Source organism: Mycobacterium conspicuum (genome assembly GCF_010730195.1).
GTDB classification, from domain to species: domain Bacteria; phylum Actinomycetota; class Actinomycetes; order Mycobacteriales; family Mycobacteriaceae; genus Mycobacterium; species Mycobacterium conspicuum.
Genome location: NZ_AP022613.1, coordinates 4,241,200 through 4,258,772 on the forward strand (window position 1 = coordinate 4,241,200; position 17,573 = coordinate 4,258,772).

Below are 17,573 nucleotides of genomic sequence, written 5' to 3' on the forward strand. Positions count from 1 at the left end.
ATACAGGTGTTGCGCAGCTGATCTGAAAATTTGCGAATACCGTGCGGGTGCGCTGGTGGGGCCCTAGCGTCATGATTGCCAGATGCCGGCGGAAGTGTTGATATCGTCGGCGGGGCGGTGGGTCGGTTTGGAGGTCAGTGATGAGCGACGCGCAGGGCTCGCGGGTGGGGTCGATGTTTGGCCCGTATCACCTGAAACGGCTGCTGGGCCGAGGCGGGATGGGTGAGGTCTACGAGGCCGAGCACACCGTCAAGGAATGGACCGTCGCGCTCAAGCTGATGTCGGACACCTTCAGCAGCGACCCGGTGTTTCGCGAGCGGATGAAGCGCGAGGCGCGCATCGCCGGCAGTTTGCAGGAACCCCACGTGGTGCCCATCCACGACTACGGCGAAATCGACGGACAGATGTTCATGGAGATGCGCCTCATCGAGGGCACCGACTTGGACAGTGTGCTCAAGCGGTTCGGCCCGCTGACCCCGGCGCGCGCGGTGGCCATCATCACCCAGGTGGCCTCGGCGCTGGACGCCGCGCACGCCGCCGGCGTGATGCACCGTGACGTCAAACCGCCCAACATCCTGGTGACCCGCGACGACTTCGCCTACCTGGTCGACTTCGGCATCGCCAGCGCCACCACCGACGAGAAACTCACCCAGCTCGGCACCGCGGTGGGCACCTGGAAATACATGGCGCCCGAACGCTTCTCGAACGACGAGGTCACCTACCGCGCCGACATCTACGCGCTGGCCTGCGTGCTGCACGAGTGCCTCACCGGCTCCCCGCCGTATAAGGCCGACAGCGCGAGCACCCTGGTCACCGCCCATCTCCACGGCCCCATCCCGCAGCCCAGCGCGGCGCGCCCGGGCATCCCGCGCGGGTTCGACGCCGTGATCGCGCGCGGCATGGCCAAGAAGGCCGAGGATCGCTACGCCAGCGCCGGCGATCTGGCCATGGCCGCGCACGACGCGCTCAGCGACCCCGATCAGGATCACGCCGCCGACATCCTGCGGCGCAGCCGGGAGGCCACGCTGCCGGCCACCGAGGAGTTCGCGCCGCCCCCGCCGCCGCCGCGATACACCACGCCGCCGGCGGCGCCCGTCGCGCCGCCGCCGACCCCGGCGTGGGCGCCGGAAAGCGGCTCGATGCCGGCCAGCCAGCCGATCCCGGCGGCGCCGCAGTATTACCAGCAGGGCAGCTGGGCCGGCAATCCGCCGACACCGCCGCCGCAGCAGTTCACCGGCCCAGCGGCCTGGAACCAGCCCGCGAAGAAGAGCAATCCGTGGCCGATCATCGCGGGCGTCGCGGTGTTGGTCGTCGTCCTGATCGCAGCCGGGATCGGCATCGTGATGGCGACCAGCGGCAACGACAGCAACAAGCACACCATCGCCAGCACCACCACGACCACGACCACCAGCAGCACCCCCACCACGACGACGAGTTCGGTCGCCGAGGCGCAAAGCCGGCTGCGCAACGCGATCCCGGCCGGCTACGGCACCGGCGTCTGCAAACCGACCACCCCGAAGCCGTCCAGCATCTGGGTGAACGCCCTGGCCATGCTCGACTGCGGGCAGAACACCAACCAGGGCGGGCCGGCCCGCGCGGTCTACGGGTTGTTCGCCGACGTCGACACGCTCGACAAGGCCTTCACCGACGACATCGGCGCGAACGGCTCGCAGCTGATGAACTGTCCCGGAGAGGGACCGTCTCCGGAAGGCTGGCACTACGACAAGACGCCGAACGACACCGCCGGCCAGATCGCGTGCGCCACCTACAAGAACCAGGCCAACGTGGTGTGGAGCAACACGGCCAAGCTCACGCTCAGCGATGTGTTCAGCGACGGCAGCATCGAGGATCTGCACAACTGGTGGGCGAAGTATTCGGGCTGACCGGATGGCCATCGCCCAAGGGCGCCAAGCGAATTCGCGGCACCGCGGGTGGGCCCTACGCACGGGGCGCAGGGTTGATTTGGAGGATCGGCGATGAGCGACGCGCAGGACTCGCGGGTGGGGACGACGTTCGGCCCGTATCGCCTGAAACGCTTGCTGGGGCGCGGCGGGATGGGTGAGGTCTACGAGGCCGAGCACACCGTCAAGGAATGGACCGTCGCGGTCAAGCTGATGTCGGAGAGCTTCAGCAAGGACCCGGTGAACCGGGAGCGGATGAAGCGCGAAGCCCGCATCACGGGTCGACTGCAGGAACCCCACGTGGTGCCCATCCACGACTACGGCGAAATCGACGGGCAGATGTTCTTGGAGATGCGCCTCATCGAGGGCGTCGACCTGGACACGCTGCTCAAGCGGTTCGGCCCGCTGACCCCGGCGCGCGCGGTGGCCATCATCACCCAGGTCGCCTCGGCGCTGGACGCCGCGCACGCCGCCGGCGTGATGCATCGCGACATCAAACCGCCCAACATCCTGGTGACCCGCGACGACTTCGCCTATCTGGTCGACTTCGGCATCGCCAGCGCCACCACCGACGAGAAACTCACCCAACTCGGCACTGCGGTGGGCACCTGGAAATACATGGCGCCAGAACGCTTTTCCAACGACGAGGTCACCTACCGCGCCGACATCTACGCGCTGGCCTGCGTGCTGCACGAGTGCCTCACCGGCTCCCCGCCGTACAAGGCCGACAGCGCCACCACGCTGGTCACCTCCCACCTGATGGAGCCCGTCCCGCGACCCAGCACCGCGCGGCCGGGCATCCCCAAGGCGTTCGACGCGGTGGTCGCGCGCGGCATGGCCAAAAAGCCCGACGATCGCTACGCCAGCGCCGGCGACCTGGCCATGGCCGCCCACGACGCGCTCAGCAACCCGGATCAGGACGCCGCCGCCGACATCCTGCGGCGCAGCCAGGAAGCCACCGCGCTCACCCCGGAAACGCGCCCGCTGGAACCCACCGTGCGGGCCGCGCCGCCCCCGGCGCCCGCGCCGCAGTGGGCGCCGCAGAGCGGACCCATGCCGGCCGCCGGCACACCCCCGCCGCAGTACTGGGGCGGCCCGGGGCCGGTGCCGCACGCCGGCCCCACCTCCTGGGGCCCGGCCCCGAAGAAGCGCAATCCATGGCCCGTCGTCGCCGCCGTCGCCGTCGTGCTGGTCGTCGTCGTGGGCGGCGTCGGCATCTGGCTACTGGTCAAACCCAAACCCGTGAAGACCCCCGACCCGATCCCGGCCGAGCGGCTCGGCGCGCTGCTGGCCAGCGCCCAGGAGGTCAACGGGATCATGGGCGCGTCGGGCATGGAACCCGGCAAGCCGTTGACCGAGATGGACAGCTCGCCGGTGACGGTGTCCCCGTCGGGATGCCTGGGAGCCCTGTACACCACCCAGGACCCGGTGTATGCCGGCTCCGGCTACACCAAGATGAGCGGCCTGGTCGCCTCCGAACCCGGCGACAACTACGACCACTGGGTCAACCAGGCCGTCGTGCTGTTCCCATCCGCCGACAAGGCCAAGGCGTTCGTGCAGACGTCGGCCGACAAATGGAAGATGTGCGCCAACAAGACGGTGACCGTCACCAACACCACCAAGGGCAAGACGTATCGGTGGTCGTTCGCCGAAATCACCGGCGCGCCACCGAAAATCAGCGTGGTGGAAATGCAGGAGGCCGCCGACGGCTGGGGCTGCCAGCGCGCGCTGGGCGTGGCCAACAACGTGGTCGCCGACGTCAACGCGTGCGCCTACCACGTCGACAAGGATCAGGCCGGCCAGCTAGTCGACAAGATCGTCGAACGCATCAACAGCAACTAGCCCGGGCCCTGAGCGCGCAGATCGTCGACGGCCGACATGGCGGCGCGCAGCTTGGCCAGCCATTCCTCGGTGTGCTCGCCGACCAGCTTGACCGACCAGGCCAGCGCGTCGGCGCGGGAGCGGGCGACGCCCGCGTCGACCAGGGTGTCGAGCACCTGACGTTCGGGCTGCTTCAGCCGGGTCATCACCGGTACGGCGATGTGCGTGAACAGGATTCGTTCGGAACCGACCTCTACACCCCAGGACACCTTGCGCCCGTAGCGGTCCTGCGCCTCGTCGGCGATCCGCATCCGCTCGGAGCGGGTCTCTTCGCGGAATCGGGAGACGCGGCCCTCGGTGCGGGCCTCGCTTTGGTCTTGGGATTCGGGCAGCTTGCCGACGACTGTGATCTCCTCGCGGTCGACGGTGACGGTGGGATCGCCGTCGAACCAGCCCTCGGGCAGGCGGCCGGCGAACCATTCCGGCGCGCCGCTGGCATCGGGCTGGTGCGCTTGCTGCCAGCCACCGGGACGTTGGGTGTGACGTTGCTTCATGATTACATGATTACACTGTTTCACGTGTAATGGAATTGGGTTCGCCGGAAGTGAACATACCCGTTGATCACGGGGTCTCCGGAGGCGTATTTTTGAGGACGAAGCAGGCCCGGAAGCGATCATTCTCAAGCGCCGGACGAAGGGGTGGGCCCGGCCGCGGACGACTTGCGAAGCACGCAGTCGACGCCCCCGGAAATCGCTCCGGGCCTGCGCATCTGAGTCAACTCCCGCGTCGCACCCGAAACAGCTTGGTGACGCCCTTGATGCCCTTGAGGTGGCGCGGGCCGGCGAACGTCCACTGAAAGCCCGCGTCCTCCCCGACGGCGTCGCGCACCGAATCCGCGACCAGCACCGTGCCCGGCCGGGCCGCCGCCGTGACCCGGCTCGCCACGTTCACCGGGCTGCCGAACCAGTCGCCGGCGCGGCTGACCGCCATCCCGGCGGCGACCCCGGCGCGCAGCCGGGGAAAGTCGTTGTCGGTGTCGATGACCTCGACCAGCTTGAGCACGGTGTCCAGCAGCGGGGCCGGCTCGGGGCAGACGAACATCACCGCGTCGCCGATCGTCTTGATGAACCGCACCGGCGGTGTGGTCAGGTCACGGGCCAGGCCGGCCAGCTGACCGGCCAGCTGCCCCAGCTCCTCGGCCGACACCGCCTCGCCGAGCCGGGTGAAGCCGACCAGGTCGGCGAAGGCGACGGCGACCTGACGCGCCCCCGGCAGCGGCTTGCCGGCGGCCCGCTCGCCGGCGTTGACCGCTTCGGTCTCCATCATGTGCCGCAGCTGCATGAACAGCATGTCCTGGATCATCGGGCCGAGCAGCGGCACGATCTGACCGACCAGCGCCTTGGACGCCTGGGCGATCTCCAGCTCGGTGGCTCCCGGGCGCATGATCGTCGACAGCGCGGTGTAGCGCATCACCTCGGCGACGCGGGACAGGCCCTCGGCGAGCACCCGCACCACCAGCACCAGCTGCTCGGGATTCAGCCCGAGTTCGACGAAGCGTTGGATCTGTGCGGCGGCCTCGCCGTCGGCGCGCATGTGCACGACGGCGTCGGGATCGTCCACCCCGACCAGGCCGATGGCCCGCTGCACGCGCTGCAGCAACTCCAGGTCGATTCCGTACCGCTCGCTCACCTCGCGCGTCGAGACGTAGGTGCCGTCGTCGCCGACGAGGTGCCGGGTGGCCAGCAGCAGCGGCGGGTTGGTCGCCCGGATTTCGTCGGCGGTGATGCCCTGATCGAGCAGCCACTCGACGAGCTCGGCGCGCTCGGCGCGGGCGTCTCCCTCGAGGTCGCCGAGCAGATCGTCCACCTGGCCAATGTTGGCCTACGCCGGGCAGACGCAAAAGCCCCTCGGCGGGTTAGCGCGGGTTAGGACAGGGGCGGGCGGTGGTGCGCCCAGGGCCGGGCGGCCTCGATCTGGGCGGACAGCGACAACAGCGTCGCTTCGTCGAACGGCCGGCCGACCAGCTGCACGGACAGCGGCAGGCCGTCGTCGTCGAAGCCCCACGGCACCACCGCGGCGGGCTGACCGGTCACGTTCCAGACCGGGAAATACGGCACCCGCTGCCCCACCAACAGCAGCGTGGACAGCCCACCCCGGTGCTGGTAGGCGCCGATGCGCGACGGCCCGCGCGCCGTGCCCGGCGTGAGGACGACGTCGACGTCGTCGAAGATCGATCCGACCCGGCCGCTCACCCTGGCCTCGGCGGCGCGCACCGCTGCCATCCGCCGGTCGGAGAAGAACGACCCCATGCGGGCCATGCTGCGGGTGCGCCGTTCCAGGCGTTCGGGGTGGGCCTGCGCGTCGGCGTCGTCGCTGATGCCGCGCAGGTAGCGCGGCAGGAAGTTCGCGAAGATCGGGGCCAGCGGATAGGCGGGGTCGCGCACGACGACGTCGTGGCCCAGCTCGCGCAGCAGCCCGCCCGCCTCCTCGACCGCGGCCAGCTGCGCCGCCCCCACCTTGACGGGCAGCGTTGGGACCTTGGTGCTCAACGCAATTCGCAGCTTGCCCGGCTCGCGGGTGGCGGCCGCCGCGAACTCGCCCTCGGGTCCGGGCACCGTGTTCGTGGCGTCCAGGAACAGCGCCGCGTCCAGCACACTGCGCGCGATCGGGCCGTTGGCGCTCAGCCCGTACCAGACCTCGTCGCGCGGCTCCAGCGAGACCCGGGCGCGCTGCGGCTTGATGCCGAACAGGCCACACCAGGTCGACGGGATGCGGATCGAGCCGCCGCCGTCGGAACCCAGCGCCAACGACGCCAACCCGGCCGCCACCGCGGCGGCGCTGCCGCCGCTGCTGCCCCCCGGCGTGCGCCCGGGGTTCCACGGGTTTCGGGTGGCCCCGAACGTCAGCGACTCGGTGAAGGGAAACATCATCAGCTCGGGCGTCGCGGTTTTGCCGATGATGATCGCGCCGGCGGCCCGCAGCCGGCGCACCACCACGGCGTCGACGGTGGCCGCGGGCCGGTGGCCGCCGCTGCCGCAGGTCGTCACCTCGCCGGCGACGTCGACGTCGTCCTTGATCGCGATCGGCACGCCCAGCAGCGGCAGCCGCTCACCGGCGTCCAGCCGATCCTGCGCCGCACAGGCCTCGTCGCGCGCCTTGTCGGCCAGCACCACGCGGAAGCTGCGCAGCTGGCTGTCCAGGCGCGCGATGCGTTCCAGATAGATTTCGAGCAGCTCCGGCGCGGTCAGTTCGCCGTCGGCCAGCATTCGGGCCTGCACGGCGGCGCCGGCAAAGGCGAGATCATCAGCGTCCACCGCCCGCTAGCCTAGCGCCATGCCTTGCGTGTTCTGTGCGATCGTGGCCGGGAAAGGTCCGGCCATCCGGATCTACGAAGACCACAAGTACCTGGCGATCCTCGACATCCGCCCGTTCACCCGCGGCCACACACTGGTGATCCCCAAACAGCACACCGTGGACCTGACCGACACCCCGCCGAAGACGCTGGCCGACATGGTCACCATCGGTCAGCGCATCGCGCGGGCGGCGCGGGCCACGGAGTTGGCCGACGCGACCAACATCGGCATCAACGACGGCTCCGCCGCCTTCCAGTCGGTGTTCCACATCCATTTGCATGTGTTGCCGCGGCGCAACGGTGACAAGCTGTCGGTCGCCAAGGGGCTGCTGCTGCGCCGCGACCCGGACCGCGAAGCCACCGCCCGGCTGCTGCGCGACGCGCTGGCCGCGATCGATTGACAAGCAAACGGTGAGAAAACAACAGGTAGCCGCCCCAAACGGGCCCCAGCGGTCTATTCTGCTCTAGCGGTGAGTTCGTCATCCGCTCACCGGCAAATGCGTGTCGGGAGCGGCTATGAAACGGGGGACGGGCAATCCGTGGCGGCGACTCGGGTTGTCCGCGCGCGCCGGCTGGCTCGTGGTGGCCGTGTACGGCGTCGCGGATGTGTTGATCGTCCGGTATTCGGTCGACGAACTGGTGACGGTGGCGTGCGCCGCGTTCGCGGCGGCCTGCGCGGGTAGAGCCGTTCGCTTCGGCAGCGGGCGCCGCAGATACGGGTGGCTCGCGCAGATGGTGGCCCTCTCGGGCTGGGCGATCGGCGAGTTCATCTGGGCGGTCTATGACGTGCGCCCGGTGGTCGATCACGCCGCCCATCCGGCGGCGGCCGACGTGGTGCTCCTGCTGTATCCAATTGGCACCATGGCCGCGCTGGCGTTTTTGTCCAAGCTGTCCCGGCACAGTCCCCGGGGGAAGCTGGTGCTGGACGGCCTCATCGTGTGGACCTCGCTGTTCGTGGTGTCGTGGGTGTTTGTCCTCGACCAACTTTGGCGCGAGAACAGCCCCGCCCGGCCCTCGACCGTGACCCACGTCTTCGCCGATATCGTCCTCATCACCACGGCCATCGTGATGTTCTCCCGGGTTCGTCCCGGCGACCCGCCGAGCCGGGGCCTGTTGGCGGGCGGAGTCGCGATTATCTCCGTCGCCGACCTGGTGTTGATGTTCATGACCGGTGTCGGGAGCTTTCACACCGGCGATCTGGCCGGCGTGGGCCGGATCATCGGATTGGGAATGATCGCGTTGGCCGCGTTGGCCAACGTCAACGAAGCCCCCTCGACGGCCACCCGCAATGAGATCGCCTCCCGCGCCCGGCTGTGGCTGCCGTACCTGCCGTTGGTGTTTGCCGCCGCGGTCGCATTCGGCTACGCGCTAGGCCGCATGCATCACGGACCGCTGCTCGTCGGCCTGGCGATTCTGGTGAGCGCCGTACTCGTTCGACAACTCGTCGTCCTGATGGAAAACCAGCGCTTGTTGTCCGAGGTGGCGCAGGAGGCTTTCAGTGACAGCCTGACCGGTCTGCCCAATCGGGCTCACTTCCTGCAGCGGTTGAGCCAGGCCGTCGCGCGCTCCGACGGCGACGCGGAGCCGGTCACGGTGTTGTGCCTCGACCTGGACAATTTCAAGTCGGTCAACGACGCCCTGGGCCATCCGGCTGGCGACGAGTTGCTCGTCCGGGTCGCCGGACGGCTCAGTGCGGCCATTGGGAACGACGGCACCGTCGCACGGCTCGGTGGCGACGAGTTCGCGATACTCATCGTGGGCTCCGTCGAAGAATCACAAGTGGCGGCCCGGCGCGTCCTCGATGCATTCAATACAGCCATGGTGATCGACGGCGTTCCCATCATGGTGCGCCCGAGCATCGGGTTCACCGTGGCCGCCTCGGCGGCGAGTTGGACCGTCGACCAGCTGCTGCGGCACGCTGACCTGGCGATGTACGCCGCGAAACGCGAAGGCGGGCAATGCATCCGCAGCTTCATTCCCGATCTGCCGTTCCCGTATACCTTTCCGCCATTCAGCGAGTCGGCGACGGAGACCGTTAAGTCGTTGCACGCCAACGCTTCTGACAACGACGTAGCTGTGCTTTCCCGCGACTCGGCGGCGGGGGACGGGTCGAGCGATGCGCTTGCGATCCAGTGGCCGCCGCCGGCGATCCGGGGTGTGTTGGCGGTGTTGGCGATCGGCGTGGTCGCCTACGCCGCGATGAGCGTGCTAGACCGAAGTTCCACGCACAGCGGGACTTTCGGCATCGTGTTGTACACGGCGCTGAACTCTGTGGCGGCGTTGTTGATCGCGGTTCGGGCCCACCGGGTGGCGGCCGAGCGGGCGGTGTGGGCGCTGATCGCCGCGGGCATGGCGTGCTCGGCGCTGGGCGACGTCATCTATCTGTGGGTGCCCGACGGCCAGTCGCCGTCGTGGGCCGATCCGGCGTACCTGTTGTACTACCCGCTGGTCTATGCCGGACTGCTGCTGCTCGTGCGGGCCCGCCTGAAGCGGGCATCGATTCCGGTTCAGCTCGACTCCCTGGTGTGCGCGCTGACCATGGCCGCGGTGGCCGCGGCGCTGACGGCGGGCCCCATCCACGCGGCGGCCATGCACACCCCGGAGACCGTGCTGGTGGGGCTGATCTATCCGTGGGGCGATCTGATCCTGCTGGCGCTGGCCGCCGGCATGCTGCCAATCCGCGCTTGGCGCAACGAGTTTCGCTTGATCCTGTTGCTCGCCGGATTTGTCTTATTCGCCCTGGCCGACACGGGGTACCTGTTCGAGACCTCGGCCGGTTCCTACCGGGTGGGCAGCCTGCTCGACGCCTGCTGGCCCGCCTCGTCGCTGCTGCTGGCGATGGCCAGCTGGACGCCGTCGTCGTCGGACATCCCGGCCCCCAGGCGCGGGCTCAGCCCCTACGTCACGTCGGTGACGTGCACCGTCGTGGCCCTCGTGATCACCGTCGCGGCGCACGATTCGCGGCTGGCGTCGACCCTGGCCGCGCTGAGCCTGATCGCGATCGCCGCGCGATTCTCGGTGACCTTCCGCGACGTCAGCATGTTGGCCGAGAACTACCAGCAGGCCATGACCGACGAGTTGACCGCGCTGCCCAATCGACGCTCGCTGGCGACGGTGTTGACCGGGGCGCCCGCGACGCCCACCCCCACGCCCGCGGAACCCGCGCCGGCGCCCAGGGCGCCGCCGCGGCGGGCGTTGCTGTTGGTGGATCTCTACGAGTTCGACGAGATCAACGACTCGGTCGGCCGGCGCTTCGGCGATGATCTGTTGCGGCACATCGCCAAACGGCTGTCGAGCACCCTGGGTGATGAGGATCTGCTGGCGCGCGCCGGGGATCATCTGTTCGCGATTCTGATGGCCGAGGGGACCGATCTGGTCGCCGCACGCGCGCAGGCCGGCCGTGTGCTCGAGGCGCTGAGCGAACCGTTCGCGCTGGACCCGATCACCGTTCAGGTCGATGCCCGTATCGCCATCGCGCTGTGTCCCGATCACTGCGAGCATCCGCAGGAGCTGCTCAATCGCGCCGAAACCGCGCTGCCGCACGCGAAAACGGCCGCAAGCAACATCGCGGTCTACGAGCCCGCGTTCGAGCTGTACCGCGAAAACGACCCGCTGCTCGTCGAGGACCTGCGCGCCACCCTGTTCGACGGCGACCAGCTGACGGTGCATTACCAGCCCAAGATCAATGCCGCCGACGAAAGCGTGCACAGCGTCGAGGCGCTGCTGCGCTGGCAGCATCCCAGCCGCGGTCTGTTGCTACCCGAGGAATTCCTGCCCGCCGCCGAACGCGCCGGGTTGATGCGCAATGTGACCAACTACACGCTGGGCGTGGCCCTGGAACAGATCCGGTGCTGGCGTGCGGACGGCATCGCCGCGGCCGTCGCGGTGAACCTGTCGACGACGAATCTGCTCGACCTCGACCTGGTGGGCACGGTCGAGGGACTGCTGCGGATCCACGATCTGCCCGGCGAGGCGCTGATCGCCGAGATCACCGAGAGCGCCCTGGTCGACTCGGTGCGCTCGCGCAATACCGTCGCCGCGCTGCAGCGCCTCGGCGTCCGCATCTCCTTGGACGACTACGGCACCGGATGGTCGTCGCTGGCCCGGCTGCAGGACGTCTCGGTGGACGAGCTCAAACTCGACAAGATATTCGTGGCGCGACTGGCCCAGGACCCGCGATCGGTCGCCATCGTGCGCTCCACCGTCGCGCTGGCCCAAAGCCTGGGCGCCGAGCTGGTCGCCGAGGGCGTCGAAGACGAGATCACGTTGAGCGCGCTGCGGCGTTACGGCTGCGCGATCACGCAGGGGTTCGTGCACGGCCCGCCGATGTCGGCCAACGATTTTCGGCAGTGGGTGGCGAGCCAGCGCGCGCCGGTGGAGGGGTAGCTAGAACAGCTCCTTGGCCAGCAGCTCCAGCGTCGCGACCCGCGCGGGCGCGGCGGTGGGATCGGTGCCGCGGTGCGCCGAGGCGACCGGGTGCACCATCACCTCGTCGACGTCGAAGCGCCGGGCCAGCGCCTGGAGTTGTTCGGCGGCCTCGGCGGGTGAGCCGACGACGGCGCGCTTGAGGCCGGCGTCGACGATGCGCTGCTGTTGTTCGGTGAGGGTGGCTTTTTCGGCTTCCTCGACGAGCGGCACCGGCGTGAGCGGCTCCCCGGTGCGCAGCCGTGCCATCGTCTGCAGGTTGGGCAGTATCAAAGCCGTTGCCTCGCTTTTGGTTTCGGCCACGGCGGCGTTGACGGTCAGGAACGTCAGCGGCTCGGATGTTATGGCCCTGGGCTTGAATTTTGCGCGATAGAGCTCGAGCGCTTCTTCGGTGCCCTGACCGGAGAAGTGGTGGGCGAAGACGTAGGGCAGCCCCTTGGCGGCGGCCAGATGCGCCGAGTACATCGACGAGCCGAGCAGCCACAGCCGCGGTTCGCTGGCCGCGGCCGGGGTGGCCTTGAGCCGGTAGTCCCCGGAGCGCAGCGGGACGATGACGCCGCGCGCGCTCATCAGCGCGGCCACGTCGTCGAGGTAGCTGGGGAAGTTCTCGATGTCGCGATCGTCATTGGTGCCGCGTAAGGCGTAGGAGGTCACCGGGTCGGAGCCGGGGGCGCGGCCGATGCCCAGGTCGATGCGGCCCGGGGCGGCGGCCTCCAGCAGCGCGAACTGCTCGGCCACCGCGAGCGGCGCGTGGTTGGGCAGCATCACCCCGCCCGATCCGAGTCTCAGGTGGGTGGTCTGCGCTGCCAGGTAGGCGATCAGCACCGGCGGGCTGGTGGCGGCGACGGACGGCATGTTGTGGTGTTCGGCGACCCAGTAGCGGGTGAAGCCCAGCCGGTCGGCGGCCTGCGCCAGCTTCACGGTGGCCGCCAGGGCGTCCGCGGTCGACTGGTCGGTGCGGACCGGGACGAGGTCGAGGACGGAAAGGCGCACGACGGGGCTAACGCCGTGGGGTGCTTGAACGTTCCCGGGCTTTCGGCGGGTTGGGGGGCGTTCAGTGTGAGCGTAGGGCGGTAAATCGGCGATTTTTCCCGCCAAGGCTTCACACTCAACACCCACGATTCACACTCAACAGCGCTGCAGGCTCGGAGGGGGAAGCACGAGCTGGGGCGCGATCAGTGTGAACACAGGGGCTTTGAGTGTGAACGTAGGGCGGCGAATCGGCGATTTTTCCGCCAAGGCTTCACAATCAACGCCCACGATTCACACTCGACGGCTCGCCGCTAGTACGTGCGCAGCGATAGCGAGTTGACGATGGCCTCGAACTGCTCCTGCGAGATGGGCGCACCGCCGGGAATGTTGTCGGTGGCCAGGAACTGGGTGCGCACGGTGTAGCCGTGAAAGGTGCGGAAGTAGTTGCTGAAGGCGGCGCCGTGGTCGACCCAGCCGTCATGGGTGCTGGTTTTCAGCTCGCCGGCCAGAATGTAGGCGCCCAGCAGGGCGACGCTGGTCCCCTGCCCCGACAGCGGCGAGCAGCAGTACGCGGCGTCGCCCACCAGCGCCACCCGGCCGATCGACCAGTGGTCCATCACGATCTGCGACATCTCGTCGAAGTAGAAGTCCGGCGCCTCGCGCATGAGCTTCAGCAGCTGCGGGCGTACCCAGCCGTCGTCGGCCATCCGCCGTTCCACCTCGGCGAACTGGGCCTCGACGTCGCGGTAGTCGACCCGCAGGTCGGAGTCCATGAACCCCAACATGGCCCGGGCCTCAGTGTTGTTGCGCGCGCTGTACACCCCGGCCATGCTGGTCTCGCCGTAGTGCCACTGCTGCCAGTAGTCGAGGTCTAAGAAGTTGGGCACGGTGAAGATCGCGGCGAATGTCCCCAGCCTTTTGACGAACATCTCCTCGGGGCCGAAGATCAGCCCCCGCACGTTGGAGTGCAGGCCGTCGGCGCCGATCACCAGATCGAAGCTGCGGGCGGGCGCGTTTTCGAACGTCACGTCGACCGCGGGCCCGCGGTTGTCAAGAGCGACGATGGTGTCGTCGAACAGGTACTGGGTGCCGTCTTGGGTTGCGCCGTAAAGCAATTCGACCAGGTCGTCGCGCAGCAGCTCGATGTCGGGGTTGTCGATGATGCCGCCGGTCGGTGTCGACTCGGTGTCGCGGGACAACTCGTTGCCGTCGGCGTCGACCATCGAAGAGCCGCGAATGTTTGTCTTGCGCTCGGCCGCGGCGGCCAGCAGCCCCATGCGGTCCAGCACCTGCAGCGCGGGACCCCGCACGTCGATGGCCTGACCGCCGGGCCGCAGGCCGGGATGGCGCTCCACCACGGTGACCGAAAAGCCATGCCGCGCAAGCCAATACGCCAACGTGGTGCCGGCCACGCTGGCGCCGGAAATCAAAACTTCCGTCACCGAATCCCCGCCTGCTTTCTCGCGTCCGTAAAAATGTCGTCGAGCATCGTCGGAGTCAACCTACCGGTGAACATATTTTGCTGGCTCGGGTGGTAGCAGCCGAGCAAACGCACACCGGATCCCAGCTCGGCCACCGCGCCGTGGCCGAACCGCGGCTTGCGCTGCGCCGGGGCGCCCGAGGCCCCCGCCATCCGCAGCGCGATCTGCCAGCCGAACCCGCCCAGGGCGACCACCACCCGCACCTGCTGGCGCACCAGCCGCCATTCGGCCTCGAGCCACGGCCAGCAGGTGTCGCGCTCGGCCGGTGTCGGGGCGTTGGCCGGCGGGGCGCAGCGCACCGGCGCGACAATGCGAATCTGGTTGGCCCGCAAGCCATCCGCGGCGTCGACGCTGGTCGGCTGGTTCACCAGCCCGGCCCGATGCAGCGCGGCGTACAGCTGGTCGCCGGACCGGTCGCCGGTGAACATCCGTCCGGTCCGGTTGGCGCCGTGCGCGGCGGGCGCCAGCCCTACGATCAGCAGCCGCGGCCGCTCCGCGCCCCAGCCCGGCACCGGCCGTCCCCAGTACGGCTGGTCGGCGAAGGCGCGGCGCTTGACGCGGGCCACGTCTTCGCGCCAGGTGACCAGCCGCGGGCACGCCCGGCACACGCTGGACAGCGCGTCGAGTTCGCCGATCGATTCGACTTGGGCCGCCAGCGTTGCCACCGTCGCGGCGTCGCCGGCCACCGGGGTCCGCGGGGTGGCCGGGTCGCCCGGCCATCCGCTGCCGGGTCGCACCGGGGAGTCGAAGGGCAGGCCGGTGTTGGGGTGGGCGAGCACATGAACATCCTGCATGCGCAGCGTGTCTCGGGCGAAATTCGGTCGCCGCCGACCCGGCGTTGGCGCTAAATTCACCCCCGATATCCGATGACCAGCACCAGCCGCGGCCCGGCGCTTTTGATCCTGTTCGCCACGCTGGTGGCGACGGCGGGTACCGGCATCTCGATCGTCGCGTTCCCGTGGCTGGCGCTGCAGCACCACGACAGCGCGCGCGACGCGTCGGTGGTGGCCGCGGCCATGACGCTGCCGCTGGTGTTGTCCACCCTGATCGCCGGGACCGCGGTCGACTTCTTCGGGCGCCGCCGGATCTCGCTGGTCTCCGATTCGCTGTCCGGCACGGCGGTGGCCGTCATCCCGCTGACCGCCCTGGTGTTCGGTGCGGACGCGATCACGCTGGTGGAGCTCGCGGTGCTGGCCTTCCTGGCCGCCGGTTTCGACCCGGCCGGCACGACGGCGCGCCAGTCGATGCTGCCCGAGGCCGCGGCCCGGGCCGGCTGGTCGCTGGACCGCACCAACAGCATCTACGAGGCGATTCAAAACCTGGCGTACATCGTGGGCCCGGGCGTCGGCGGTCTGATGATCGCCGCGGTGGGCGGGATCAACACGATGTGGGTCACGGCGGGGCTCTTCGGGCTGTCTTTTTTGGCGATCGCGGCGATGCGGCTCGACGGCACCGGCAAGCCGCACCACGCGACCCGGCCCGCGGGGCTGGTCTCCTGGGTCGTCGAAGGTTTCCGGTTCGTCTGGAACGTGCGGGTGCTGCGCACCCTCGGGCTGATCGACCTGGTCGTGACGGCCCTGTACCTGCCGATGGAAAGCGTGCTGTTTCCGAAGTACTTCACCGACCGGCACCAGCCCGCCGAGTTGGGCTGGGCGTTGATGGCGCTCGGGGCCGGCGGCGTCACGGGCGCGCTGGGCTACGCGGTGCTGTCGAAATACACGCGGCGGCGCACCGCCGTGCTGGTTGCCACGCTGACCTTCGGCGCGGCGACGGCCGGCATCGCGTTTCTCCCGCCGCTGCCGGTGATCCTGGTGCTGTGCGGCGTCACCGGCCTGGTGTACGGGCCGATCCAGCCGATCTACAACTACGTGATGCAGACCCGGGCGCCGCATCGGCTGCGCGGCCGGGTGGTCGGGGTGATGACGGGGCTGCCCTACGCCGCGGGACCGCTGGGCCTTCTGGTGGCCGGTCCCCTGACCGACGCGGCCGGGCTGACCGTCACGTTCCTGGCGCTGGCGGTGCCGATCCTGGTGGTCGGGTGCGTCGCCTGCGCGCTGCCGTCGCTGCGTGAGCTGGACCGCGCGCCGGAGGACACAATGCGCTTTGAAACTTGATGGCGCCGGTGATACCGCCCGGCTGGTGTCGGGCGGTGTGATATCGCCAGCGAGGTCAACTTTTAAAAGATGTTATGCCTGATCCTCAGTGGCAGGTGAGACTGATGTGACTCGGTGTCCGCGTAGGATCTGAGCGTGGACGTGCTGGCCGCGCTGATCGCCGAATTGCCCGACGGGATGGTCGTCACCGATCCCGCGGTCACCGAGGGGTACCGGCAAGACCGCGCCTTCGACCCGTCGGCCGGCAAGCCGCTGGCGGTGGTCCGGCCACGGCGCACCGACGAGGTGCAGACCGTGCTGCGCTGGGCGTCCGCGCACCGGGTGCCGGTGGTGACCCGCGGCGCCGGTTCCGGCCTGTCCGGCGGGGCGACCGCGCTGGACGACGGGATCGTGCTGTCGACCGAGAAGATGCGCGACATCACCGTCGACCCCGTCACCCGCACCGCGGTGTGTCAGCCCGGGCTGTTCAACGCCGAGGTGAAAAAGGCGGCCGCCGAACACGGGCTGTGGTATCCGCCGGACCCGTCGTCGTTCGAGATCTGCAGCATCGGCGGCAACATCGCCACCAACGCCGGCGGGCTGTGCTGTGTGAAGTACGGCGTCACCACCGACTACGTGCTGGGCATGCAGGTGGTGCTGGCCGACGGCACCGCGGTGCGGCTGGGTGGCCCGCGGTTGAAAGACGTTGCGGGCCTTAGCCTTACGAAGCTGTTCGTCGGCAGCGAGGGGACGCTGGGCGTCGTCACCGAGGTGACGCTGCGGCTGTTGCCCGCGCAGCGGACGTCGAGCGTGGTGGTGGCCTCCTTCGCGTCGGTGCAGGCGGCCGTCGACGCGGTGCTGGGGGTCGCCGCGCGGCTGCGGCCCTCGATGCTGGAGTTCATGGATGCGGCGGCGATCAACGCCGTCGAGGACACGCTGCGGATGGGCCTGGACCGTTCGGCGGGCGCCATGCTGCTGGCCGGTTCCGACGAGCGCGGGCGCGCGGCCGGCGAGGACGCCGAGCTGATGGCGTCGGTGTTCGCGGAAAACGCCGCGACGGAAGTGTTTTCGACCGACGACCCGGACGAGGGCGAGGCGTTCGTGGCGGCGCGCCGGTTCTGCATCCCGGCGGTGGAGGCCAAGGGCTCGCTGCTGCTGGAGGACGTCGGGGTGCCGCTGCCGGCGCTGGGGGCGCTGGTGAGCGGGATCGCGGCGATCGCCGCCGAGCGGGACCTGATGATCTCGGTGATCGCGCACGCCGGCGACGGCAACACCCACCCGCTGATCGTGTACGACCCCTCGGACGCGGCGATGACGGAACGCGCGCATCTCGCGTTCGGCGAAATCATGGACCTGGCAGTGGGTTTGGACGGCACGATCACCGGCGAGCACGGCGTCGGCCGGCTCAAGCGGCCGTGGCTGGAAGGCTATCTGGGCCCCGACGTGATGGAGCTGAACCAGCGGATCAAGCGCGCGCTGGACCCGCTGGGCATCTTGAACCCGGGGTCGGCGATCTAGACAGTACGCC

Annotated in this window: 12 protein-coding genes; 6 read left to right on the top strand and 6 right to left on the bottom strand. The window is 69.3% G+C overall.

The genetic code is table 11. The features are described 5' to 3' along the window. Nucleotides 1-140: 140 nt before the first annotated feature. Complete coding sequence (locus G6N66_RS19460) at nt 141-1,883, top strand: serine/threonine-protein kinase (RefSeq protein ID WP_085233309.1); 1,743 nt, start codon at nt 141-143, stop codon at nt 1,881-1,883. Nucleotides 1,884-1,976: 93 nt separating this feature from the next. Beyond that, nucleotides 1,977-3,743, top strand: coding sequence for a serine/threonine-protein kinase PknH/PknJ (locus G6N66_RS19465; RefSeq protein ID WP_085233310.1), 1,767 nt, complete (start codon nt 1,977-1,979; stop codon nt 3,741-3,743). Here G6N66_RS19465 and G6N66_RS19470 read toward each other — a convergent pair. The 3 genes from G6N66_RS19470 to G6N66_RS19480 form a co-directional block, all read right to left on the bottom strand. Next, nucleotides 3,740-4,276 (bottom strand): hypothetical protein, encoded by a 537-nt coding sequence (locus G6N66_RS19470; protein ID WP_085233312.1) that lies wholly within the window; start codon nt 4,274-4,276, stop codon nt 3,740-3,742. The two genes, G6N66_RS19465 and G6N66_RS19470, sit on opposite strands and share 4 nt — an antisense overlap. 220 nt (nt 4,277-4,496) lie before the next feature. Continuing rightward, a complete protein-coding gene (locus G6N66_RS19475; protein ID WP_085233313.1) occupies nt 4,497-5,597 on the bottom strand; it encodes an adenylate/guanylate cyclase domain-containing protein in 1,101 nt (366 codons plus the stop codon). A gap of 50 nt (nt 5,598-5,647) precedes the next feature. Beyond that, nucleotides 5,648-7,036: an amidase gene (locus G6N66_RS19480; protein WP_085233314.1), complete on the bottom strand. Its 1,389-nt coding sequence runs from the start codon at nt 7,034-7,036 to the stop codon at nt 5,648-5,650. Nucleotides 7,037-7,055: 19 nt separating this feature from the next. On the opposite strand from G6N66_RS19480, the gene G6N66_RS19485 reads away from it, so the two are divergent. After that, nucleotides 7,056-7,475 (top strand): HIT family protein, encoded by a 420-nt coding sequence (locus G6N66_RS19485; RefSeq protein WP_085233316.1) that lies wholly within the window; start codon nt 7,056-7,058, stop codon nt 7,473-7,475. A gap of 115 nt (nt 7,476-7,590) precedes the next feature. Continuing rightward, complete coding sequence (locus G6N66_RS19490; RefSeq protein WP_085233318.1) at nt 7,591-11,460, top strand: bifunctional diguanylate cyclase/phosphodiesterase; 3,870 nt, start codon at nt 7,591-7,593, stop codon at nt 11,458-11,460. Here the strand turns inward: G6N66_RS19490 and G6N66_RS19495 are convergent, their stop codons facing one another. The 3 genes from G6N66_RS19495 to G6N66_RS19505 all read right to left on the bottom strand — a co-directional run bounded on the left by G6N66_RS19495 (nt 11,461) and on the right by G6N66_RS19505 (nt 14,746). Then, the gene (locus G6N66_RS19495; protein ID WP_085233319.1) at nt 11,461-12,492 is read right to left on the bottom strand and encodes an LLM class flavin-dependent oxidoreductase; all 1,032 of its coding nucleotides are present in this window, start codon (nt 12,490-12,492) and stop codon (nt 11,461-11,463) included. Between the two features lie 290 nt (nt 12,493-12,782). After that, nucleotides 12,783-13,913, bottom strand: a complete 1,131-nt coding sequence (locus G6N66_RS19500) for an FAD-binding protein (protein ID WP_085233320.1) — start codon at nt 13,911-13,913, stop codon at nt 12,783-12,785. Next, nucleotides 13,910-14,746: a uracil-DNA glycosylase gene (locus tag G6N66_RS19505; RefSeq protein WP_085233322.1), complete on the bottom strand. Its 837-nt coding sequence runs from the start codon at nt 14,744-14,746 to the stop codon at nt 13,910-13,912. The genes G6N66_RS19500 and G6N66_RS19505 overlap by 4 nt, the downstream gene beginning before the upstream one ends. A gap of 72 nt (nt 14,747-14,818) precedes the next feature. Here G6N66_RS19505 and G6N66_RS19510 point away from each other — a divergent pair, with 72 nt between their 5' ends. Together G6N66_RS19510 and G6N66_RS19515 are read left to right on the top strand one after the other, a co-directional pair. Then, nucleotides 14,819-16,066 (top strand): MFS transporter, encoded by a 1,248-nt coding sequence (locus tag G6N66_RS19510; protein WP_085233323.1) that lies wholly within the window; start codon nt 14,819-14,821, stop codon nt 16,064-16,066. Between the two features lie 129 nt (nt 16,067-16,195). After that, nucleotides 16,196-17,563 (top strand): FAD-binding oxidoreductase, encoded by a 1,368-nt coding sequence (locus G6N66_RS19515; protein WP_085233324.1) that lies wholly within the window; start codon nt 16,196-16,198, stop codon nt 17,561-17,563. Nucleotides 17,564-17,573: the final 10 nt, after the last annotated feature.